Here is a 21,865-nt window from a genome sequence, read left to right as displayed (position 1 = left end):
CGGATGACCGCCGTCGCCCGCCAGTCCGTCGGCAAGGTGCTGCGCGCCCTCGGAGCCGCCCGCGTGCCGGCCCTGCGGCTGGTGGAGCGCGATGGAGGCTGAACAAGGGGCCCGCGTGCTTTCCCAGCCGTTCGACCGGGACAGCCTGGTGGCGCTGCGCGCGACCGTGGCGGCCCACGCCGACGGGATGGGGCTGCGCGCGGACCGGCTCACCGACCTCGTGCTCGCCGCCCACGAACTGGCCACCAACGCCGTGCGCCACGGCGGCGGCGCCGGCCGGCTGCGGATGTGGGTCGAGGACGGCGAACTGGTCTGCGAGGTGGCCGACAGCGGGGACGGGTTCGCGTTCGAGCCCGACGACATGCGGGTCTACCCGCCGCTGGGCGCCACCGGTGGGCGCGGGCTGTGGATCGTGGCGCGCCTCGCCACGCGGTTCGACGTGACGACCGGCGCGGACGGCACCGTGGCGCGGTTCTCCCTGCCGCTCACGTGACCCGCTTCGCGTTGCCGGCCCTGATCTGCGCACTGGCCGGCGGTTCGGCGCTGGCGGTCGCCGTCGTGCGCACCTCGCCGCTGCACGGATACGTCAGCGAGGCCGGCGCCCCGAACGCCCCCATGCCGGCCGTCTACCGCAGCGGCATCCTGCTCATCGCGGCCGCGCTGGTGCTGCTCGCCGCCGCCGTGCGTCAGACCGAGACGGAGCCCGGGTCCTCGCGCCTCTTTCGCTCCCTGACGGCCCGGATCGCCTGGGCCGGGCAGGGCATGGCGAACCTCGAACGCAACGCGTGGCGCCTCGCCGTGCTGTGCCTCATCGTCGCCGCGCCGTTCGGGGCGGCCTCGGGCGCGGTCACCTGCTCGCCGGGCTGTCCCTTGCCGCCGTACGAGGCGGCCACCCCGGGCGACCTGGTGCACGGGGCGGCCAGCATCGGGGCGCTGTTCTTCGCCGGCCTGGCGATGATCATGTTCTGGCTGGCGCCGGAGAGCGGGAGGCGGTTGCGGTTGGCCAGCGCCACCGGGGCGATCAGCACGGTGCCGCTGCTGGTGGCGGTGGCGATCGCGATGCTGTTCCTCGGGCGGGGCTGGACCAGCGGCGTGCTCGAACGCGCCGCCGTCGTCGCCGCGCTCTCCTGGCTCGTCGCCGCCTCCTCGACCGCCATGCGGCGGCGGACCTGAGCCAGGATCACCCAGCCGATGGCCAGTCCGGGGATGCCGATGATGACCGTCGTCAGCGTGCTCGACGACCCGAACAGCGCACCGCCCAGCTGCTTCGCGGCCATACCCAGGCCCACGTAGCCGGCGCCCCACAGCGTCGCCCCGCTCAGCCCGTACGCCAGGAAGCGCGGGTACGACATGCGCAGGCTGCCGGCCGCGATCGGCACGATCGTGTTGAACACCGGCAGGAACGGCGCCGCGAGCACCATCTTGCCGCCGTTGCCGGCGAGCAGGCGTTCGGCGCCCACCCAGCGGGCCTCCCCGATCCGGCGGCCGAGCCAGCTACGGCGCAGCGGCCCGGACAGGAACCGGCCGACGGCGAACGTCAGCGTCCACCCGGCGAGTGTGCCGGCGACGATGGCGAGCAGCACGGTGACCGCTTCCCAGGGACCCCGGGAGCCGACCGCCGCGAGCACCGCGACATCGGCCGGCACCAGAACGCCCACCAGCGGAATGGTGTCGAGCATCAACACCCCGCCCAACACGAACCCGAGCAGCAGCGTGGACAGCTCGCCCACTCCGCCGAACAGTTCCTGCATGCCGCACCTCCCCCCGCTGGGTCCTATCCGGCACGTTATTGATCCGGAAGGCGCCGGACATCCGTCCAAGGGAGGCATCACACCCCGGGTTTCCCCGGAGAGACGGCCCTAAGTGGCTTCCGACAAGATTCAGCATGCCGCGCGCGGCTGAGAAATCGCTGAGCTGCGGCTGAGCGAACTAGTGATCTACCTGATACCTGTCGGCTACCGGTCAGTACCGGCGCTGCCCCGGGCCTATGCGGTGAGGAAAAGCCAGGTGGCGACGGCGCTCGCGGCCACTAGGAGGATTACCAGGGTCGCCAGGATCGTCGCCTGCACCCGCCGGCTCGAACGGCGCCCCGACGGCGGATCGCGGTCGTCGTCCGGGCCGAAGATGCTCGCCACCGGGTCCTCGACGTCCGGTTCGGCGGTCACCGTGCCGGTCGTGCGGGCGGCGGCGGACGGTCCGGTCCACCCCTGGGTGGAGTGCTGCTCGGCCGGCTGGTCGGCGGACCAGGCCGCCTCCGGATGACCGGACCACTCGTCGACGACCGCCGGGATGGTGTTGGTCGGGGCGTCCGACCAGTCCTCGATCTCGGTGGGCGGCTCGACCCAGTCGCTGCCGGCGGTCGGGTCGACCCGCACGGCCGGGTCGTTGCGCAGCGTCGGCTCGGTGCGTGCGGCGAGGTCGGCATGCGGAGCCGGGTCGTTGCGGACGGTCGGCTCGTTGGCCACGGTCGGTACCGATGCCGTGGGGCCGTCCGCCCAATCGGCCCGGGCGGGGGGCTCGGGGGCCCACTCCCGCGGTGCTGGCGCCTCATCGCGGAGCGCCGGCTCCCGGAGCACCGGCGGCTGCAGGCCCGGGCCGGGGGTCCGGATCGGCTGGTCCGGGCGGAGCGCGGCGTCGGGGTGCGCGCGGCGCCCCTCGGAGCGCTCGACCGGCTGCAGCGGCTCGGGGTGCGCCGGGTCCCGGTGCTCAAGGTGATCGCGCTGATCCGGGCGGTCCGAGGTGAGGGGCCGCCGGGGCGGCGGGGCCGCGTGCCCGGGGGCGGCGTGCGGTGCGGCACCGTGCGGCGGCGCCGCCTGCGGTGCGGCGCCGTTGGGGAGCGGCGCGACGTGCGGCCGGGCGGCCGGCACGGCCGGGCCTCCCACCGGCGCGGGACCGCCGTGCGCGGCCGGGTCGCCGTGGGCAGCGAAGCCGCCGTGCGCGGCCGGGTCGCCGGACGGGACCGGGCCGCCGGGCGGAACGGCGCCGCCGTGGGGGGCCGGGCCGCCGGGCAGGATCGGGCTGCCCGGCATCGCAAGCCCGCTGCGCTGACCGATCGCGCCGTCCGGGAGGACCTGCGTCGGCTCCCCGGCGAAGCCCTGATGCTGCTGCTGCGGCTCCGGCAGCCCCGAAGGCGAGGGCGCGTACGCCTGCCCCTCGTCGACCGGCGTCCGGCGCGGCCGCGGGCTGGGCCGGCGCGGCGGAGGGCCGGACGGATCCGCCGGCGGGAAGAACTGGGCGGCCGGATGGTCGCGATCCACCGGCGGCCGCTCCATGGACGGCGTCGTCCGGAGATCGCTCTCCGTCGGAAGTTCGTCGGCGGGGAAGGCCTCGACCGGATAGCCCTCGACCGCCGGTGCCGCCGCTGCCGGGAACGGCTGCGCCGTCGGATGCACCAGAGCGGCGACGTCCGCGTAGCCCTCCGTCGCCTGCCACGTGGGGTCCACGTGCGCCGGGTACTCCTCGACGACCGCGGCCGGCTGGTGCTGCGCCGCCACGGCGGCCTCTGAAAGGTACAGCCGCGGCGTGCCGGGCTGGTCGGCGTGCGGCGGATCCTCGGCCGGAACGGCCGGCAGCAGGTGCGTCTGGTCGGCGTCGTGGCTCCCGGCGGGCCCCGGATCGGGCGCCTCCAGGATGTCGGCGACGATCGCCGTGATGTTGTCCGGGCCGCCGGCGCGCAGGGCGAGGTCGATGAGGCGTTCGGCGCAGGCCTCCGGGTCCTCGTACTCCCGGAGCATGTCGGCCATGGTCTCCATGGTCACGACGTTGGAGAGACCGTCGCTGCACAGCAGGTAGCGGTCGCCCGCGACGGCCTGGCGCACCGAGTACGCCGGCTCGATCGGCTCGCCCTGGAGCACCTGCGTCACGAGTGAACGATGCGGGTGGTTGCTCGCCTCCTCGGCGGTGATCGCACCCTCGTCCACCAGCATCTGCACGTACGTGTGGTCCTTGGTGACCTGACGCATGTGCCCGTCGCGCAGCAGGTACGCCCGGGAGTCGCCGATGTGCACCATGGCGACGGTGCGCCCGGAGATGAGCAGGGCGGTGAGCGTGGTGCCCATGCCGCGCAGCTCGGGGTTGGCGGTGACGCCGGCGTGCAGCTCCTGGTTGGCTGCCGCCACGGTGTCGTCCATCGCGGCGATCATCTCGGGAGCCGGCACGTCGTGGTCCAGCTCGGCCAGTCTCGTGATGACGACACTGCTGGCCAGATCGCCCGCCGCCATCCCGCCCATGCCGTCGGCTACGGCGAGCAGGCGCGGACCGGCGTACACCGAGTCCTGGTTGGTCTGCCGGACCAACCCCGGATCGGTGCGCACCGCATACCGCAACCTCAATGACATGCCCTGGTCTCCATACCGCTCCCGCCGGTGGGGGAGAGCCTACTGACTCCCGGGTTGCCCGGCGACCGAGGCCCGGCAGATCGACGCGAGACGGCCGGTCCACGCATTCTGCTTTGGACGCGGGCAAGGTTCAAGATCGATCGTAGGCTCGGCGAATGGAGCTGGTGACCCTCGCTGACATCCGGACCGCCGCCGACCACATCGCCGGGGTGGCGGTGCGCACGCCCCTGCTGCCGGCCTGGTGGGCGGGTACCGACCTGTGGCTCAAACCCGAGGGCCTTCAGCCGATCGGGTCGTTCAAGCTGCGAGGGGCTTACAACACGGTCGCGTCCCTGCCCGAGGAGAAGCGCCGGGCCGGGATCATCGCGCACTCGTCGGGCAACCACGCCCAGGCGGCCGCGTATTCCGCGCGGGCGTTCGGGGTGCCGTGCGTCGTGGTGATGCCGAACGTGGCCGTCCCGATGAAGGTCGAGGCGACCCGGGCGCTCGGGGCCGAGGTCATCCTGGTCCCGCCGCCCGAGCGGGACGACGTCATGGCGAAGATCGCGCAGGAGCGCGGGCTCAACCGGGTGCCGCCGTTCGACCACCCGGACGTGATCGCGGGGCAGGGCACCATCGGGCTGGAGATCGTCGCCGACCTGCCGGACGTCGACGTCGTGCTGGTCCCGGTGGGTGGTGGCGGGCTCGCCTCCGGCGTCGCCAGCGCGATCAAGGCACTGCGCCCGGCCGCCGCCGTGATCGGCGTGGAGCCGGCCCTCGCGGCGGACGCCGCCGACAGCCTGTCCTCGGGCGAACTGCGTAAGTGGCCCACCGAGCAGACCTACCGCACGATCGCCGACGGCCTGCGCACCAACCTGTCCGAGTTGACCTTCGCCCACCTGTCCGAACGCCTCGACGGGATGGTGACCGTCAGCGAGGACGAGATCCTCGACGCGATGACCCGGATGGTGCGCGGCTCCCGTGTCCTGGTGGAGCCCAGCGGCGCCGTCGCGACGGCCGCCTACCTCCACCACCGCGCGGAGCTACCCCAGGGCCGCACGGCGGCCGTGGTCAGCGGCGGCAACGCCGACCCCAAACTGCTGGCCGACGTCTTCGTCTAGACAGCGATGCGGCGCGCGGGAGGGAGATCCCGCGCGCCGCCCGTGACTACGCCTTTCCGAGGCGGTCGAGAATCCACGCCGCCATGAAGGCCTCTTCCTTCCAGGAGTCGTAGCGGCCGCTCGGCCCGCCGTGCCCGGCGCCCATCTCCGTCTTGAGCAGAACGTCCGACTCCGGCGACACCTTGCGCAGCTTCGCGACCCACTTCGCCGGCTCGTGGTAGAGCACGCGCGTGTCGTTGAGGCTGGTCATGGCGAGGATCGCCGGATACCGCACATCGGTCACGTTCTCGTACGGGCTGTACGACTTCATGTACCGGTACACGTCGGCGCTCTCCAGCGGGTTGCCCCACTCCTCCCACTCGATCACGGTCAGCGGCAGCGACGGGTCGAGGATCGTGTTGAGCGCGTCGACGAACGGCACCTGCGCCACGATGCCCGCGAACGCCTGCGGCGCCAGGTTTGCCACCGCGCCCATCAGCAGCCCGCCGGCGGAGCCGCCCCGCGCGATGAGCCGGTCGGCGCTGGTCCAACCCGACTTCGTCAGGTGCTCGGCACACGCCACGAAGTCGGTGAACGTGTTGCGCTTGGCCAGCATCTTGCCGTTCTCGTACCAGGCGCGGCCCATCTCGCCGCCGCCGCGGATGTGCGCCACGGCGAAGGTGACGCCACGGTCCACAAGGGACAGTCGCGCGATGGAGAACCACGGGTCCATCGAGGCCTCGTAGGAGCCGTACCCGTAGATGACGCACGGCGCCGAGCCGTCGCGCGGCGTGCCCTTGCGGCAGATCAGGGAGATCGGCACGCGGGTGCCGTCGTCGGCGAGCGCCCACTCGCGGTGCTGCTCGTACTGCGCGGGGTCGTAGCCGCCGAGCACCGGCCGCTGCTTGCGCAGCACCAGGTTGCCCGTGTCGAGTTCGCAGTCGTAGATGGAGTCCGGCTGCACCAGCGACGTGTACCCGAGCCGGAACGTCGCCGTGTCGTACTCCGGGTTGTGGTCCGGCCCGACCGTGTAGATCGGCTCGGGGAACGAGATGTCGTAGTCGCGCCCGCCGTCGAGCGGCACCACGCGCAGGCCGGTCAGCCCGTCCCGGCGCAGCGCCACCACCAGGTGCCGGCTGAACGCGTCCACCTGGGTGAGCCGGATGCCCGGGGTGTGCTCGATCAGCGGCGTCCAGCCGCCCGGCGCGTCGCAGGAGGTGTACGCGAGGGCGAAGTCCTCGGCCCCGTCGTTGTGCAGGATCAGGAACCGGTGGCCGTGGTGCTCGACGGAGTACTCCACCCCGTGCCGGCGGGGCGCGATGAGCACCGGCTCGGCGGTCGGGTCGTCCGCCGGGATGAACCGCACCTCGCTGGTGATCTTGCTCCCGGCCTCGATGAGGATGAACTTCTCCGAGCGGGTGAGGTCGACGCCGACCCAGAAGCGTTCGTCGGTCTCCTCGTAGACGACGACGTCCTCGGACGACGGCGTGCCCACGGTGTGCCGCCACACCTTGTGCGGGCGCCAGGCGTCGTCGACGGTCAGGTAGAAGAGCGTGGACCCGTCGGTCGACCAGGCCGAGCCGTAGAAGACCCCGGGGATCTCGTCGGCGAGCACCTCGCCGGTGTCCAGCCGCTTGACCCGCAGCGTGAACCGCTCGTCGCCGGCGAAGTCGGTCGAGTAGGCGAGGCGGGTGCCGTCCGGGCTCACGTCGAACGTGCCGAGCGCGAAGAACTCGCTGTCGCCGGCGAGCACGTTGCCGTCGAGCAGCACCTCCTCGCCGGCGAGCGGGGCGCCCTCGCCGGTGGCCGGCGGCGCGGTCTCCCCGGGGGCGACCGCGCGCCGGCACTGGATGCCGTACTGCTTGCCCTCCTCGGTGCGCGTGTAGTACCAGTGCGCGCCCTTGCGGGTGGGGACCGACAGGTCGGTCTCCTGGGTGCGGTTCTTGATCTCGTTGAACAGGGTGTCGCGCAGCGCCGCAAGGTGGGCCGTCGCGGACTCGGTGAACTCGTTCTCCGCCTTGAGGTAGGCGATGGTGTCCGGATCTTCCTTGTCCGTGAGCCAGGCGTACTCGTCGACGACCGTGTCGCCGTGATGCGTGCGCTCAGCGGGAACGGTCTTGGCCACGGGCGGCTGCTGCGTCGTCACAGCCGAGAACGTTACCCGTCCCGGGGCTGCCACGACGGCGGGAGCAGCGCCGCGCGAGCCGTGCGGGCCGCCGTCAACTCCTCCTCCGTCAGGCTCTCCCGCCACCTGCGGCGGGTCTCGTTCATCTCGGCGATCTGCTCCGGTGTCAGCGTGGCCATGAGGGCTTGTCGGGTTTCGGTCATCTCGGCGAGTTCTTCCTCGGTGAGCGGGCGGTTCATCCGGGTGGTCCCTTCGATGAGTGCGATCAGGTGATGGACGTCGGGCTCCACCGCGCGATCAAGTGAGACCTGATCGAGTGAAGCGATCAGGTCGATCAGGGTGCGGCGCAACCGCTCGCCGGCGGTCAGCCGCTCCTCGACCCGGGCGAGCTGCGCGCGCAGCAGTTCGCGCGGGTCGGCGTCGGGCCCGTCGAGGACCCGCGCGATCTCGGCCAGCGAGAGGCCGAAGTCGCGCAGCGCGATGATCCGGTGCAGCCGGCGGACGTCGGCGGCGGTGTACCGGCGGTGCCCGACCGAGGTGCGCTCCGACGGGCTCAGCAGGCCCAGCCCGTCGTAGTGGTGCAGCGTGCGAACGGTCACGCCGGTGGCCGTCGCCAGTTCGCCGATACGCCAGGTCGTCATGTGGACGACGCTATGACCTGACGCCGGGTCAGGAGCAAGGCTCCGAGGCGTTCGAACATGTGTACGATGACGACCGGGAAGTGGGAGCGTGATGCGACGGCGAGGAGGACGGGTGGGACTGCTCGCCGACCTGGTCGACATGTGCGGGCCGGCACACGTGCGCGCCGCGCTCCCGGCCGACGCGCCCGGGCTCACAGCGGCGGCCGCGCACGTGGCACCGGCCGACCCCGGGCAGCTCGCGGCGGTGCTCCGGCTGGCCTACCGGGACGGCTGGACCGTCCTGCCGCGCGGGGCCGGCACCACGCTCGACTGGGGGCCGCCACCGTCCGATGTGGACATCGTCGTGGACCTGCGGCGGCTGGCCGGCGTGCGCGCCCACGACCCGGGCGGGCTCGAGGTGACCGTGGGCGCCGGCACGCCGCTGCGCGACCTGACCGCCCGGCTCGCCGCCACCGGCCAGCGGCTCACCCTCGACCCGCCGTACCTGGCCGACGGGGCCACCGCCGGCGGGGTGCTCGCGACCGGCGCCACCGGACCGCTCCGGCTGCGCGGCGGACCGCTGCCGGCCCTCGTGCGCGGCGTGGAGTACCTGACCGTCGACGGTTCGCCGCAGCGGCTGGTCGGGGACGACGCCGCCGACCTGTGCGGCTCCCTCGGCGCGCTCGGGGTGCTGACCGCGGTGACGTTCGCGCTGGCGCCGCGGCCGCCGGAGGCGCGCTACGTGCTCCGGTCGGTGCGCAGCCCCGCCGAGCTGATCGAGCTGATGGCGCTGCTCGACACCATTCCGCTGGGGATCGCGGCGATCGAGGCCGACTGGCCGCCGCTGGACCCGGTGAGCGCCCGGGTGCCGAGGCAGCGCACGACCGAGCCCGGACGGGCCGCCACCGTCGCCGTGCGCATCGAGGGCACCGCGCGCGCGGCGCTGCAGCTGTCGCGCACCGCCGTCACGCTGATCGGCGGCGACGCCGAGGCCCGCGCGGAGCCGCCCGGCTGGTGGGGCCGCGTGCCGGCGGGGCACACCCTGCTGCGGCTGGACGTGCCGGTCAGTGCGCTCGGCGCGGTCAACCTGGTGCTGCGGGACGTGACCGGCGGGGTCGCCGCGGTGCGTGGCTCCGCCGCGACCGGTGTGGTTCTGGTGGCGCTGCCGGAGGGATTTGCGGACGAGCGGGTGGTCGGGGTCGTGGAGACCGTCCGGCACACGCTGCTCGCGCGCGGCGGGCTGTGCACCGTGCTGCGGGCCTCGCCCCTGGTACACGCCGCGGCACGGGCCACCGACCGGGGCATCGCCGACGCGGCGCGGCTCAAGGAGCGCTACGACCCGTCGGGCCGGCTGGCCCCAGGCCGGCTTCCCCTGAGCGACGCGGAGTCGAGCTAGGGCCTAGACGGCCGCGATGTCGTACTCGGTCGCCGGGCCGGTGACGGTGCCGCGCAGGTGCGGGGTGCTGTCGGTGGCGTTCCAGACGGCCAGGTCCCAATCCTCGCCGGCCCGCTCGGCGGCGAAGGCGACCGCACCGGGCAGCGGGATCGGCCGCAGGAAGCGCACGTCGACCGTGAACGTCCCGGGCAGGCGCCCCTCCAGCGCGGCCAGGCAGCGGGCCTTCGTCCACATGCCGTGCGCGATCCGCCGCCGGAACCCGGCCAGCCGCGCCGCCACCCGCGAGGTGTGGATCGGATTGCGGTCCCCGGAGGCGTTGCGGTACCGCCGCGCCGTACCCGGATCCACCCGCCACACGGCCTGACCGGCGAGCTTCGCGCGCTCGGGCGGCGGGCCGCCGCTGCCGCGGCCGTTCTTGTGCAGATACGTCGAACGCCCCCGCCACACGCACGACCCGTCCGCGAACGCCTCGGCGACCACGTCGACCTGGCGGCCGCGTTCGTGGGGGCGCAGCCGCTGGGCCCGCACCCGCAGGCTGAACGTGTCCGACACGCGCACCGGCCCGAGCACCTCGATCCGGTTGGCGATGTGCACCACCCCGGCCAGCGGCAGCGGGAACGACGGCTCCGCCAGCAGCGCCAGGCTCAACGGGAACGCCATCACGTGCGGATACGTCGCCGGCAGCGCGTCGGTGAGCCGGAAACCGCACACCCGGTTGTACGCGGCCAGGTGGTCGAGGTCGACGGTAACGTCGCGGATCACCAGCTCGCGATCCTCGAGCTCTTCCTTCCGGGACGGCCGGCGCACCGTCTGCCACGCGGCGGAGCGATACAACGGGCCGAGCCGGGGCATCGCGCGAAGATCGCCGACCGCCGCCTCTTCCACCTCGGTCATCTCACGCCCCCAACAGGCTCTGGCCGCAGACCCGCACGACGTTGCCGGTCACCCCGCCCGACCCCGGCTCCGCCAACCAGCCCACCGTCTCCGCCACGTCGATCGGACGGCCGCCCTGGGTCACGCTGTTGAGCCGCCGCCCCGCCTCCCGGATCGTCATCGGCATCCGGGCCGTCATGTCCGTCTCGATGAACCCGGGCGCGACCGCGTTCGCCGTCACCCCGCGGTTGGCCAGCGTGGGCGCGAGCGAACGGACCAGGCCGATCAGCCCCGCCTTGGACGCCGCGTAGTTGGCCTGGCCGCGGTTGCCGGCGATGCCCGAAACGGAGGAGACGCAGACGATCCGCCCGCCCGCCGGCATCAGCGGCCCGGCCAGCACCGCCTCCGTGACGGCGGCCGGCGCGGCGAGGTTCACCCGCAGGACGGCGTCCCACTCCTGCGGACTCATCTTCGCGAGCGTGCGGTCCCGGGTGATGCCGGCGTTGTGCACCAGAACGTCGAGCCGGCCGTACCGGTCGGTGAGGTAGCGGACGAGGCGCTGCGGTGCGCGTTCGGCGGTCAGGTCCAGCTGCAGCGACGCCCCGCGCACGTCGTTGGCGACGGCGGCCAGCTCGGCACCGGCCGACGGGAGGTCGACGGCGACGACCCGTGCGCCGGCCCGGGCCAGCACGCCGACGATCGCCAACCCGATGCCGCGCGCCGCACCGGTCACGACCGCCACCGGACCCCCGTGCGCCGGCTCCGCCGGTGCCGGTTCGACCGCAACGACCTGACCGGAGACGAACGCCGAGCGGGTCGACAACAGGAACCGGACGGTCGACTCCGCCGCGTTTTCCGCGCCCGGGGCGACGTAGGCCAGGTTGGCCGTGCCACCGCGCCGCCCGATCTCCTTGCCCACCGACCGCACGAAGCCCTCGAGGGCCTGCTGGGCGGCCGCCTCGGCGGGCGAACCGCAGCGCGCCGGCGGCGTGCCGAGCACCAGCACCCGCCCGTTGGGCAGCAGATCCCGCACCGCCGGCTGCACGAACGAGTACACCGCCGCCAGCCCGGCCGGATCGGTGACCCCGGTGGCGTCGCAGACGACGGCACGCGGCCGCTCGCCCTCCTTCTGCGTGCCGGCCAGCAGCGGGATCACCCGGAACGCCAGCCGCCCCGACCCGCCGATGAGGAACGGCCCCTCCGGATCGGGCTCACCCTGGGTGTACCGGCGCAGCACGGGAGGCCGGGGCAGGCCGACGCCCCGGACGACCAGCCGCCCGGCCCGTGAATTCGCGAAGCTCGAATACCGGTCCATCGCCCCGTAACGTAATCGCCCATGCGGCGAGTTGCGATCCTCGGCGGCAACCGGATTCCGTTCGCCCGGTCCGGCGGCCGGTATGCCCAGGCGTCCAACCAGGACATGTTGACGGCGGCGCTGGACGGGCTTCTTGCCCGGTTCGCTCTGGCGGGCGAACGGATCGGCGAGGTCGTCGCCGGGGCCGTCCTCAAGCACAGCCGCGACTTCAACCTCACCCGGGAGTGTGTGCTCGGCTCCCGGCTGGACCCGTCGACGCCCGCGTTCGACCTGCAACAGGCGTGCGGCACCGGCCTCGAAGCGGTCATCACGGTCGCCAACAAGATCGCCGTGGGGCAGATCGAGTCGGGGATCGCCGGCGGCGTCGACACCACCTCCGACGCGCCGCTCGCCGTCAACGACGACCTGCGCCGCGTGCTGCTCGACGCCCGCTACTCCCGCACCTGGGGGCGCAAGCTGCGCACCGTCGGCCGGCTGCGCCCCACCCAGCTGCGCCCCGACGTCCCGCGCAACGCCGAGCCGCGCACCGGCCTGTCCATGGGGGAGCACGCCGCCCGCACCGCCGCCGAATGGGGCATCACCCGCGAGGAGCAGGACGAACTGGCCCTCGCCTCGCACCAGCGGCTCGCGGCGGCGTTCGAGAAGGGCTTCTTCGACGACCTGCTCACCCCGTACCTCGGCCTGACCCGGGACGAGAACCTCCGCGACACGAGCATCGAGAAGCTCGCCGCGCTCAAGCCGGTCTTCGGCGACACGATGACCGCCGGCAACTCCTCGCCGCTCACCGACGGCGCCGCCCTGGTGCTGCTCGGCAGCGAGGAGTGGGCCGCCGAGCGCCACCTGCCCGTGCTCGCCTACCTGCGCGACGCCGAGACCGGAGCCGTCGACTTCGTGCACGGGGGAGAGGGCCTGCTGACCGCCCCGGTGTCCACGGTCCCCCGGCTGCTCGCCCGGGCCGGCGTTTCCTTGGGGGAACTGGACTACTACGAGATCCACGAGGCGTTCGCGTCCCAGGTGCTGGCCACCCTCAAGGCATGGGAGCCGGCGCACGGCCCCCTCGACCGGGAACGCCTCAACGTCGTCGGCTCGTCGCTGGCGACCGGCCACCCGTTCGCGGCCACCGGGGCGCGCATCACCGCCACGCTCGCCAAGCTGCTCGCCGAACGCGGTTCGGGTAAGGGCCTCATCTCGATCTGCGCCGCGGGTGGCCAGGCGGTGACGGCGATTCTGGAGCGCCCATAATTGGCCCGTGATTCCTGACGTTCTCGCAGCTCGTTATGCCTCGCCCGACCTCGTCTCCATCTGGTCCCCCGCGGAGAAGGTGAAAGCGGAGCGCCGGCTCTGGATCGCCGTCCTCCGGGCGCAGAGCGAGCTGGGCGTCACCGTGCCGTCCGGCGTCATCGCGGCGTACGAGGCCGTCGTCGACGATGTGGATCTTTCCTCGATCGCGGAGCGGGAGCGGGTCACCCGGCACGACGTGAAGGCCCGCATCGAGGAGTTCAGCGCCCTCGCCGGCCACGAGCACATCCACAAGGGCATGACCTCGCGCGATCTCACCGAGAACGTCGAACAGCTGCAGATCCGCGCGTCGCTCCTGCTGATCCGCGACCGCGTGGTGGCGGCGCTGGCGCGCCTGGCCCGGCTCGCCACCGCACACGCCGACCTGGTGATGGTGGGCCGCTCGCACAACGTTCCGGCGCAGGCGACGACGCTCGGCAAGCGGTTCGCCTCGGCGGCCGAGGAACTGCTCATCGCCTACGAACGCCTCGACGACCTGATCCGCCGCTATCCCCTGCGCGGCATCAAGGGCCCGGTCGGGACGGCGGCGGATCAGCTGGATCTCTTCGACGGCTCCTTTGAGAAGGCCGCGGCCCTGGAGACGAAGGTGGCGGCCCACCTGGGCTTCTCCCGGGTGCTGGACAGCGTCGGCCAGGTCTACCCGCGTTCGCTCGACTTCGACGTGCTCTCGGCGCTGGCGCAGGCCGCCGCGGCGCCCTCCTCGCTGGCCACCACGATCCGGCTGATGGCCGGTCAGGAACTGGCCACGGAGGGGTTCAAGGCCGGGCAGGTGGGCTCGTCCGCCATGCCGCACAAGATGAACACCCGCTCCTGCGAACGGATCAACGGGCTCGCCGTGATCGTGCGCGGGTACCTCTCCATGGTCGGTGAACTGGCCGGCGACCAGTGGAACGAGGGGGACGTCTCCTGCTCGGTCGTGCGGCGGGTGGCGCTGCCGGACGCGTTCTTCGCCCTCGACGGGCTGTACCTGACGTTCCTGACGGTGCTTGCGGAGTTCGGCGCTTACCCGGCCGTCGTGGCGCGCGAGCTGGACCGGTACCTGCCGTTCCTCGCGACGACGAAGCTGCTGGTGGGAGCCGTGCGCAAGGGCGTCGGCCGCGAGGTCGCCCACGAGGTCATCAAGGAACACGCGGTGGCCGTCGCCCTGGCCATGCGCGAGAAGGCCGCCGCGGACAACGAGCTGTTCGACCGGTTGGCCGCCGATGAACGACTCTCCCTGAGTCGGGACGAGATCGACCGGTTGGTCGCCGACCGGGCGGCGTTCGTCGGCGCGGCCGGCGCTCAGGTGGCGTCGGTGGTGGGCCGGATCGAGACGATCGTCACTGCGCATCCCGCCGCCGCGGGGTATGCCCCGCCGCCGATCCTCTGATACCGGGCATTCGCGGATGAACGCGGCGCGGGTGGTGAGGCTTACCCGCGCCGCGCACCAGTGTGTGGGAACTGGTCACTGAGTCATATACCGATACAGGCCGCTGAAACCGACCCGACGAAAACGTGAGACGGCGTTCTCACGGGGACCTCACGCGCACCCGCTGTGATCACCCGTCCGGGGTCGGTGGCGAACACGCAGGTCGTGATCGGTCACGATGAGTCGACAGGTAGGCTTCGAGCCGCCCCTTTCGTGTTGAGTTGATGTCTCAGGAGTGCACAGTGGCCCGCGTCGTCGTCGACGTCATGCTCAAGCCCGAGATCCTCGATCCCCAGGGCCAGGCAGTCGCGAACGCGCTGCCCCGCCTGGGCGTGTCCGAGGTGAGCTCGGTCCGGATCGGCAAGCGCATCGAGTTGGAGTTCGACGGCGAACCCGACCTCGACCGCGCCCGCGAGATCGCCGACAAGCTGCTCGCGAATCCCGTCATCGAGTCCTTCACCCTCCGCGTGGAAGATCCTTCATGAGCGCACATCGCGATGCTTCGCATTCGAGTGAGTCGGCCGACGTCGAGGGGGACGGCAGCCGCCGCAAGGTCGGAGTGGTGACATTTCCCGGGTCGCTCGACGACCGGGACGCCCTGCGCGCGGTGCGCCTGGCCGGCGGTGAGCCGGTCAACCTCTGGCACGCCGACGCCGACCTGCACGGCGTCGAAGCGGTTGTGCTCCCCGGCGGCTTCTCCTACGGCGACTACCTGCGCACCGGCGCCATCGCCCGGTTCTCCGCGGTCATGGAGTCGATCGTCAAGGCCGCCGGTGAGGGTCTGCCGGTGCTCGGCATCTGCAACGGGTTCCAGATCCTGTGCGAGGCCCACCTGCTGCCCGGCGCCCTCGCCCGCAACAGCCACCTGCACTTCCGCAACCGCGACCAGTGGCTGCGGGTCGAGTCGACCACGACCGCGTGGACCGGCGGCTTCACCGACGGCCAGGAGATCCTCATCCCGGTCAAGAACGGCGAGGGCTGCTACGTCGCCGACGAACGCACCCTCGACGAGCTCGAGGCCGAGGGCCGGATCGTGGCGCGCTACGTCAGCGGCCCCACCGGCTACCTCGACGGCCACAACCCCAACGGCTCGCAGCGCGACATCGCGGCGATCCGCAACGAGGCCGGCAACGTCGTCGGCATCATGCCTCACCCCGAGCACGCGATCGAGGCCCTGACCGGGCCGTCCATCGACGGGCTCGGCTTCTTCAGCGGCGTACTGCGGCACCTCGCCCACCCTCGGGAGGTCGCCGCCACCACGGGAGCTAACGCATGACGGCCGAGGTCAGCACACCTGTCGAGGCGATCGAAGGGCTGGACACGGTGGCGCGCGCCGCCGACACGCCCGACGAGGAGCAGCCCTTCGCCGAGCTGGGCCTCCAGCCGGACGAGTACGAGCGGATCCGCCAGATCCTGGGCCGCCGGCCCACGCAGTCCGAGCTCGCCATGTACTCGATCATGTGGAGCGAGCACTGCTCGTACAAGTCGAGCAAGGTGCACCTGCGCCAGTTCGTGGAGAAGGCGCCGAAGAACGACCGCATGCTCGCCGGCATCGGTGAGAACGCGGGCGTCGTGCGCATCTCCGACGACCTCGCCGTCACGTTCAAGGTCGAGTCGCACAACCACCCGAGCTTCGTCGAGCCGCACCAGGGTGCCGCCACCGGCGTAGGCGGCATCGTCCGGGACATCCTCGCCATGGGCGCGCGCCCCGTCGCCGTCATGGACCCGCTGCGCTTCGGCGCGGCCGATCACCCCGACACCCGCCGCGTGCTCCCCGGCGTGGTCGCCGGCATCGGCGGTTACGGGAACTGCCTGGGCCTGCCCAACATCGGCGGCGAGGTCGTCTTCGACCCCTGCTACCAGGGCAACCCGCTGGTCAACGCGCTGAGCATCGGGGTCCTGCCGGCCAGCCGCCTGCAGAAGAAGGAAGCGACGGGCGCGGGCAACGTCGTCGTCCTGCTCGGCGCCAAGACCGGCCGCGACGGCATCGGCGGCGTGTCGGTGCTGGCCAGCGCCACGTTCGACGAGGGCAGCGACGAACGCCGCCCGAGCGTGCAGGTCGGTGACCCGTTCCTGGAGAAGCTCCTCATCGAGGCCTGCCTGGAGCTGTACGACGCCGGCATCGTGGTCGGCATCCAGGACCTAGGCGGCGCCGGTCTCACCTGCGCGCTGACCGAGACCGCCGCGGCGGCCGGCACCGGCATGCGGGTCACGCTCGACAAGGTGCCGCTGCGTGAGGCCTCCATGGAGCCGCACGAGATCCTGGCCAGCGAGTCCCAGGAGCGCATGCTCCTCATCGTCGACCCGGCCCGGCTCGGCCAGGTGCTCGGCGTGGCGAAGAAGTGGGGCCTGCTCGCCACGGCGATCGGCGAGGTCACCACCGACGACACCCGCCTGGCGATCACGTGGCGCGGGCAGACCGTGGTGGACGTTCCCCCGGGATCGCTCGTGGACGACGGGCCGGTGTACGCCCGGCCGATGCGCGAGCCGAGCGACCGCATCCTCGTCCAGGCCGACCGCGCGGAGACCCTCACCCGGCCCCGCACCGGCGACGAACTCCGCGAGACCCTGCTCACCCTCGCCGCCAGCCCCAACCTTTGCGACAAGTCGTGGGTCACCGAGCAGTACGACCGGTACGTGCTCGGCAACACCGTACTCGCGCAGCCCGAGGACGCCGGTGTGATCCGGATCGACGAGGAGTCCGGGCTGGGCGTCGCGATCTCGTTGGACGGCAACGGGCGGTTCGCCAAGCTCGACCCGTACACCGGCGCCAAGCTCGCGCTCGCCGAGGCGTACCGCAACGTCGCCGCCACCGGCGCGGTCCCGGTCGCCGTCACGAACTGCCTCAACTTCGGCTCGCCCGAGGACCCGCACGTCATGTGGGAGTTCGCCGAGGCCGTGCGTGGGCTCGCCGACGGCTGCCTCGAACTGGGCATCCCGGTCACCGGCGGCAACGTCAGCTTCTACAACCAGACCGGCAACACGGCCATCCACCCCACGCCCGTCGTGGGGGTCCTGGGTGTGCTCGAGGACGTCGGCTACCGCACGCCGATGGGGTTCTCGGCCGACGGCGACATCATCATCCTGCTCGGCGAGACGAAGGCGGAGTTCTCCGGCGGTGAGTGGGCCTGGGTGCAGCACGGTCACCTGGGCGGCACCCCGCCGAAGGTGGACCTCGCCGCCGAGGCGCGCCTCGGCACGCTGCTGCACGACGCGGCCGTCCGGGGGCACCTCGGTGCCGCGCACGACCTCTCCGACGGCGGGCTGGCGCAGGTGCTGGTGGAGAGCACGCTCCGGTACGGGCTGGGCGCCTCGCTGCTGCTGCCGGAGGACGCCGACCCGTTCACGCTGCTCTTCTCGGAGTCGACGGCGCGGGTGCTGGTCACCGTGCCGCGCGGGCACGAGAAGGCGTTCACGGCGATGTGTGCCGAACGCGATATCCCGTACACGCCGCTGGGCATGGTCGACAAGCGCAGCGGTGCGCTGGACGTGCGGGGCCAGTTCCGGATCCCGCTCGACGAGCTGCGGGCCGCCTGGACGGGGACGCTTCCCGCGCTGTTCGGCGGCTACGCCACGAACGTCACCGAGGAGGTCGTGCCGGACATCGCCGCCGTGGACACCGCGTCCGCGGTGATCGTGGCGCCCGAGGTGGCGTTGGCCGATGTGGACGTGCCGGACGACGAGGTGTCGCCCGCCGAGGCTACCGTCTCCGGAGGCCTGCTCGCGGGATCCGACCCCGGGTCCGATCCGGCCTCGGTCGGGTCCGCTGCGGCCGGATCGGGATCTGCCGAATCGGATGCGGGCGGCGCGATCGCGGAGTCGGCCGCTGCCGGCTCCGACGGCGCGGCTGCCGGATCCGCCACGTCCGGCTCGGATGCCGGCTCCGCCGCTGACACCGACGCCGGCGCTGACGTCGATGCTGAGGGCGCTGAGGGTGTCGTCGGCGCCAAGGGTGCTGGCGGAAAGCGTGCCGGTGTGCGGGCTGCCGGCGCCAAGGGGGGCGCCGCCGGGCGATCCGTCTCGGACGCCGGGCCCGCCTCGGACGCCGGAGCGGCTTCGGGCGCCGGTGCCGCATCTGACGCCGGCCTCACGCCGGGGAGCGCCGGCGCGGATGACGCTTCGGAAACCGCTGCCGACGCTTCGGGGTCGGCTACGGCGGCCACGTCCGGCACCGCCGCATCGGCCGCCGACGCGGAAGCCGCCTCCGGCAGCGACGACGCGGGAGCCGCCTCGGGCACCCTCGCGTCCGGTACCGCCGCGCAGGCGACGGCCGACGCGGGTGCTCCTTCGGACGCCGCCGTGTCGACGACCGCCGAGGGCGGGTCGACCGACCGGAGCGACGAGCCCGCCGACGCGGAGCCGGCCGATGCCGATCCGAGCGACGCCGCCGCGACGGCCGAGGACGAGGACGGCGACGCGAAGCCCGCGTCGGGTTCCGCTTCGGCCGGTTGAGCGGTAACGACGCACGCCGGTGACCGGGGAGCCGGTACTCAGCCAGCCCGGCACCGGTGTGCGCTTCGAGTGGGGCCTCGCGGGTGCGGCGGAGTTCGCCCGCACCTGCGCGGCTCTCGTGGTCGTCGAGGTGCTCACGTTCACGACCGACGTCGAGACGGCGGTGGCGGTGGGTAGCCGGGTGCACCCGTTCCCCTGGCCGGATCAGGCGGCGGAGTTCGCCCGCCGGATCGCCGGGAGCGTCGCGCCCGCTCGCGACGGCGTCGCCGATCTGGTCCTGCCCGCGCCGCTGGGAGCCGCGGTCGTGGCCGCGGCTGCTTCGACCGGCCGTCCCGTGCTGGCCGCCGGCCTGCGGAACGCCCACGCGGCCGGCGCCTGGCTGACCGCCGAGGGCTTCGGCACCCCCGAACGCCCGGTCGGCGTCGTGGCGGCCGGCAAGCGCTGGCCCGACGGCGGGCTGCGTCCCTGTGCGGCCGACCTGCTGGGTGCCGCGGCCGTCGTGGACGCCCTGTCCACGGGCGACGCGCTGCTGAGCGTCGAGGCGGCCGTTGCACTGGCGGCCTACGGCGCCATCCCGGACGTGGCGGCGGCGGTGCAGGGCACCGTGACGGCCCGCGCGCTGGACCCCGACACGGTAGCCCGCGCCACCGCCCTGAACGTCTCGCCCGCCGTCCCGCTCTACCGCGCGGGCGCCTTCACCCAGGCCTGAACCGCGCAACGAAAAAGCCGGCCCGAAGGGGCCGGCTCTTTCTGCGATTTTCTAGTCGTCCATCCAGTTCACCTGGCGGCCGCGCTGCGGGGGGCGCTCGTAGTTGCCGCGGTCGTAGCCACCGGCGCGGGGCGGCTCGTAGCCGCCGCCCTGGGGCGGGTACCCGCCCTCGTACGAGCGGTCGCCGCCGCGGCCGTAGTCACCGCCGCCGTACTGGCCGCCCTGCGGCGGGTAGTTGTTGCCGCCGGCCTGCGGGTAGCCGCCGTCGCCGCGGTCCGTGGGGTAGCCGCCGACGCGGGTCTCGCCGCCGTAGCCACCACCGCCACCGCCACCGCCGACCCGGGTCGCGTCGCCGTACTGGCCGCCGCCGCCACCCCGGTTGCCGTAGCCGTCGTCGTATCCACCGTTGTTGTAGCCGCCGTTGCCGTACCCGCCGCCCTGGGGCGGGTAGCCACCGACCTGCGTCGGAGCGGGTGCCGCGTACGGGTCGGGGAACTCGTCGAGCGGCGCCTGCGGCCGGACGATCTCGGTGGGCGCGTCGCTGATGCCGCCACGGGCCACGCGGGTCGCGTCGGTCGCACCGCCGTGGTAAGCGCCCCGGCTGCCCGGAACGGCACCGACGCGGGTGCGGTCGTCGTGCGGACCGCCGTCGTCGAAGTCGTCCTCCGGCTCGCGGTCGTCCTTGTTGCGGCGCAGCAGCACGACGATGGCACCGACACCGAGCAGAACGAGCAGGACGCCCATGCCGATCAGCACCCAGGAGAGCATGCTCGTGCCGTCCTCGTTGGCTGCCGGCGCGGTGTTGGCCAGGTCGGGAGCGCCCGAGTCCGAGGCGTTCGGGTCGGTGTTGCCGGATTCCTCGACCGTCGGCGGTGGGCTCGCGGCCGCGCTGCCGGTCTCCAGCTTCAGCGCCAGCCCGGTGACGGCGGAGTTGGCGTTGCCGTTGCGCGTGGCGGTGGCGGTCTTGAAGCCGGACTTCGTCGCCTCGACCGTGATCGACCCCGGCGGGATCGGATCGGCGGCCGTGCCCACGAACTTGAACTTGCCGTTGTTGTCGGTGCTGATGCGCTTTTCCTTGTCCCCGGCCTTCAACAGGACGGAGGCGCTGCCGATCGGCGTCGAGGTGGTGATGTCGCTGACGGTGCCGGAGACCTCGGTGACCGTGGGCGACTGCGACTGCTGCGCCTGCGGGCCCTTGAGGGTGATCGGGATCGTCTTGGAGCCGTTGACCCCGAGCTCGCCCTTGACCGTCGCCTGGCCCGTCAGCGTCTGGCCGGGCTGCACCGCCGAAGCGTTGGCCGAGACGCCGATCGAGAAGGACTTGTCCTCGTTGGGGTCCAGCCGGCCGACGTTGCAGGTGACGTTGGTGCCGCTCACCTCGCAGCCGCCGTTGGCCGAGATCTTCAACGCGCCGGCGACCTGGCCGCCGAAGTTGACGTCCACCTGGCCCGGGATCGAGCCCTGGGCGTCGGCGGCCACCTGGATCGTGATGCTGCGGTTGTCGTTGGGCCCCAGCTCGATACTGCCCGGCGCGGCAGAAACGGTCGCAGCGGCCTGTGCGGGTAGCGCCGGTAGAAGCACTACGCCGAGTGCGATGGTGGTCGCCACGCCGAGTCGGCGCAGAAACCCTCGTCTGTGCGTAGTCACGTTCTCAACCCTCCGGTGTCGGCCCACCTGTCTCGTCGCCGGCCGCCCGCCGGCCGAAATTGACGCTCCGTAGCCACATGTTTGCGCGTAACATTCACGTCGCCTGAAGCACCGCAGCAAACTATGCCTTGTTGACGGCGCAGCGCGAAACCCGGCACATGTTGCGGTCCGGCGGCGGCTGGTCATATCGTCCCGCTGTGTCCGCTAAATACCGTGATTTAGGCCCGGTTGATGCCGTTCTCGAAACCCTGGAACGCGGTGAAGAGCCGGATCGGACGACAGTGCGGGATGCCGTAAGAGTCCTGCTCGGGGCGTTGGCGGACCTTGCCCCTGGCCGATCGGTGGAGGTGCGGGTTCCGCCGTACGGTGCAATCCAGTGTGTGGCCGGGCCGCGTCACACCCGTGGCACCCCGCCGAACGTGATAGAGACCGACCCCCGCACGTGGATAGATCTGGCCACGGGGCGTAGTTCCTGGGCCGACGCGGTGAACTCCGGGCGCGTGCGCGCGAGCGGCAACCGGGCCGACCTCACCCCGTACCTTCCGTTAGCTGGGAGAACGCCCACAGCAGGGGCCGCTGGAGAGGCGTGACGCTGCTCGATTCCG

At 72.8% G+C, this 21,865-nt stretch carries 17 protein-coding genes and 1 pseudogene; 10 read left to right on the top strand and 8 right to left on the bottom strand.

Annotated elements, in window-relative coordinates:
* Positions 1–115 precede the first annotated feature (115 nt).
* Positions 116–493, top strand: coding sequence for an ATP-binding protein (locus Val02_RS44415; RefSeq protein WP_203905407.1), 378 nt, complete (start codon positions 116–118; stop codon positions 491–493).
* On the opposite strand, the gene Val02_RS48500 is transcribed toward Val02_RS44415, so the two are convergent.
* From Val02_RS48500 to Val02_RS48820, 3 genes are all read right to left on the bottom strand, one after another.
* Positions 486–617: a hypothetical protein gene (locus Val02_RS48500; protein WP_275415680.1), complete on the bottom strand. Its 132-nt coding sequence runs from the start codon at positions 615–617 to the stop codon at positions 486–488. The genes Val02_RS44415 and Val02_RS48500 overlap by 8 nt on opposite strands.
* Positions 618–686: 69 nt before the next feature.
* Positions 687–1,751, bottom strand: coding sequence for a DedA family protein (locus Val02_RS48975; protein ID WP_203905406.1), 1,065 nt, complete (start codon positions 1,749–1,751; stop codon positions 687–689).
* 234 nt (positions 1,752–1,985) lie between these two features.
* Positions 1,986–4,337, bottom strand: a complete 2,352-nt coding sequence (locus Val02_RS48820; RefSeq protein ID WP_203905405.1) for a protein phosphatase 2C domain-containing protein — start codon at positions 4,335–4,337, stop codon at positions 1,986–1,988.
* Positions 4,338–4,492: 155 nt separating this feature from the next.
* Here Val02_RS48820 and Val02_RS44400 point away from each other — a divergent pair, with 155 nt between their 5' ends.
* A complete protein-coding gene (locus Val02_RS44400) occupies positions 4,493–5,437 on the top strand; it encodes a threonine ammonia-lyase (RefSeq protein ID WP_203905404.1) in 945 nt (314 codons plus the stop codon).
* 46 nt (positions 5,438–5,483) lie between these two features.
* Here the strand turns inward: Val02_RS44400 and Val02_RS44395 are convergent, their stop codons facing one another.
* Together Val02_RS44395 and Val02_RS44390 are read right to left on the bottom strand one after the other, a co-directional pair.
* Positions 5,484–7,562 (bottom strand): S9 family peptidase, encoded by a 2,079-nt coding sequence (locus Val02_RS44395; RefSeq protein ID WP_203905403.1) that lies wholly within the window; start codon positions 7,560–7,562, stop codon positions 5,484–5,486.
* Between the two features lie 11 nt (positions 7,563–7,573).
* The gene (locus Val02_RS44390) at positions 7,574–8,182 is read right to left on the bottom strand and encodes a MerR family transcriptional regulator (RefSeq protein ID WP_203905402.1); all 609 of its coding nucleotides are present in this window, start codon (positions 8,180–8,182) and stop codon (positions 7,574–7,576) included.
* Between the two features lie 112 nt (positions 8,183–8,294).
* Here Val02_RS44390 and Val02_RS44385 point away from each other — a divergent pair, with 112 nt between their 5' ends.
* Positions 8,295–9,557, top strand: coding sequence for an FAD-binding oxidoreductase (locus tag Val02_RS44385; RefSeq protein ID WP_203905401.1), 1,263 nt, complete (start codon positions 8,295–8,297; stop codon positions 9,555–9,557).
* A 3-nt stretch (positions 9,558–9,560) separates the two neighbouring features.
* Here the strand turns inward: Val02_RS44385 and Val02_RS44380 are convergent, their stop codons facing one another.
* On the bottom strand, positions 9,561–10,451 hold the full coding sequence (locus Val02_RS44380) for a MaoC family dehydratase (protein ID WP_203905400.1): 891 nt from the start codon (positions 10,449–10,451) through the stop codon (positions 9,561–9,563).
* 1 nt (position 10,452) lies between these two features.
* Positions 10,453–11,745 (bottom strand): 3-oxoacyl-ACP reductase, encoded by a 1,293-nt coding sequence (locus tag Val02_RS44375; RefSeq protein WP_203905399.1) that lies wholly within the window; start codon positions 11,743–11,745, stop codon positions 10,453–10,455.
* A 21-nt stretch (positions 11,746–11,766) separates the two neighbouring features.
* On the opposite strand from Val02_RS44375, the gene Val02_RS44370 reads away from it, so the two are divergent.
* The 6 genes and pseudogenes from Val02_RS44370 to Val02_RS44345 all read left to right on the top strand — a co-directional run bounded on the left by Val02_RS44370 (position 11,767) and on the right by Val02_RS44345 (position 19,613).
* On the top strand, positions 11,767–12,987 hold the full coding sequence (locus Val02_RS44370; protein ID WP_203905398.1) for an acetyl-CoA C-acetyltransferase: 1,221 nt from the start codon (positions 11,767–11,769) through the stop codon (positions 12,985–12,987).
* 7 nt (positions 12,988–12,994) lie between these two features.
* On the top strand, positions 12,995–14,413 hold the full coding sequence (gene purB, locus Val02_RS44365) for an adenylosuccinate lyase (RefSeq protein ID WP_203905397.1): 1,419 nt from the start codon (positions 12,995–12,997) through the stop codon (positions 14,411–14,413).
* A 281-nt stretch (positions 14,414–14,694) separates the two neighbouring features.
* Complete coding sequence (gene purS, locus Val02_RS44360; protein ID WP_203905396.1) at positions 14,695–14,937, top strand: phosphoribosylformylglycinamidine synthase subunit PurS; 243 nt, start codon at positions 14,695–14,697, stop codon at positions 14,935–14,937.
* Positions 14,938–15,011: 74 nt separating this feature from the next.
* Positions 15,012–15,728, top strand: coding sequence for a phosphoribosylformylglycinamidine synthase subunit PurQ (purQ, locus tag Val02_RS44355; RefSeq protein ID WP_239153797.1), 717 nt, complete (start codon positions 15,012–15,014; stop codon positions 15,726–15,728).
* Positions 15,725–18,023: pseudogene (gene purL, locus Val02_RS44350) on the top strand (phosphoribosylformylglycinamidine synthase subunit PurL); the annotation flags it as partial. The gene purQ and the pseudogene purL, both read left to right, overlap by 4 nt.
* Positions 18,024–18,923: 900 nt before the next feature.
* Positions 18,924–19,613 carry a hypothetical protein gene (locus Val02_RS44345; RefSeq protein WP_203905394.1) on the top strand — a complete coding sequence of 230 codons (690 nt, stop codon included), beginning with the start codon at positions 18,924–18,926 and terminating at the stop codon, positions 19,611–19,613.
* Positions 19,614–19,664: 51 nt separating this feature from the next.
* Here Val02_RS44345 and Val02_RS44340 read toward each other — a convergent pair whose 3' ends face one another.
* Positions 19,665–21,260: a carboxypeptidase regulatory-like domain-containing protein gene (locus Val02_RS44340; RefSeq protein WP_203905393.1), complete on the bottom strand. Its 1,596-nt coding sequence runs from the start codon at positions 21,258–21,260 to the stop codon at positions 19,665–19,667.
* 197 nt (positions 21,261–21,457) lie between these two features.
* Between Val02_RS44340 and Val02_RS44335 the strand changes: the two genes are divergently transcribed.
* Positions 21,458–21,850 carry a sterol carrier family protein gene (locus tag Val02_RS44335; protein WP_239153796.1) on the top strand — a complete coding sequence of 131 codons (393 nt, stop codon included), beginning with the start codon at positions 21,458–21,460 and terminating at the stop codon, positions 21,848–21,850.
* The last annotated feature ends 15 nt before the right edge of the window (positions 21,851–21,865 follow it).

Origin of the sequence: Virgisporangium aliadipatigenens, assembly GCF_016863615.1 — a bacterium.
Classification (GTDB): Bacteria; Actinomycetota; Actinomycetes; order Mycobacteriales; family Micromonosporaceae; genus Virgisporangium; species Virgisporangium aliadipatigenens.
The sequence above is the reverse complement of the archived record's forward strand: the minus strand, read 5'-3'. Positions and strand labels throughout refer to the sequence as shown.

What these genes read in the sequence shown, in the direction of transcription:
- Val02_RS44380 (WP_203905400.1), bottom strand. Translation starts at nt 10,451, where the DNA reads ATGACCGAGGTGGAAGAGGCGGCGGTCGGCGATCTTCGCGCGATGCCC.
- Val02_RS44375 (WP_203905399.1), bottom strand. Translation starts at nt 11,745, where the DNA reads ATGGACCGGTATTCGAGCTTCGCGAATTCACGGGCCGGGCGGCTGGTC.
- Val02_RS48500 (WP_275415680.1), bottom strand. Translation starts at nt 617, where the DNA reads ATGGGGGCGTTCGGGGCGCCGGCCTCGCTGACGTATCCGTGCAGCGGC.
- Val02_RS48975 (WP_203905406.1), bottom strand. Translation starts at nt 1,751, where the DNA reads ATGCAGGAACTGTTCGGCGGAGTGGGCGAGCTGTCCACGCTGCTGCTC.
- Val02_RS44400 (WP_203905404.1), top strand. Translation starts at nt 4,493, where the DNA reads ATGGAGCTGGTGACCCTCGCTGACATCCGGACCGCCGCCGACCACATC.
- Val02_RS48820 (WP_203905405.1), bottom strand. Translation starts at nt 4,337, where the DNA reads ATGTCATTGAGGTTGCGGTATGCGGTGCGCACCGATCCGGGGTTGGTC.
- Val02_RS44390 (WP_203905402.1), bottom strand. Translation starts at nt 8,182, where the DNA reads ATGACGACCTGGCGTATCGGCGAACTGGCGACGGCCACCGGCGTGACC.
- Val02_RS44370 (WP_203905398.1), top strand. Translation starts at nt 11,767, where the DNA reads ATGCGGCGAGTTGCGATCCTCGGCGGCAACCGGATTCCGTTCGCCCGG.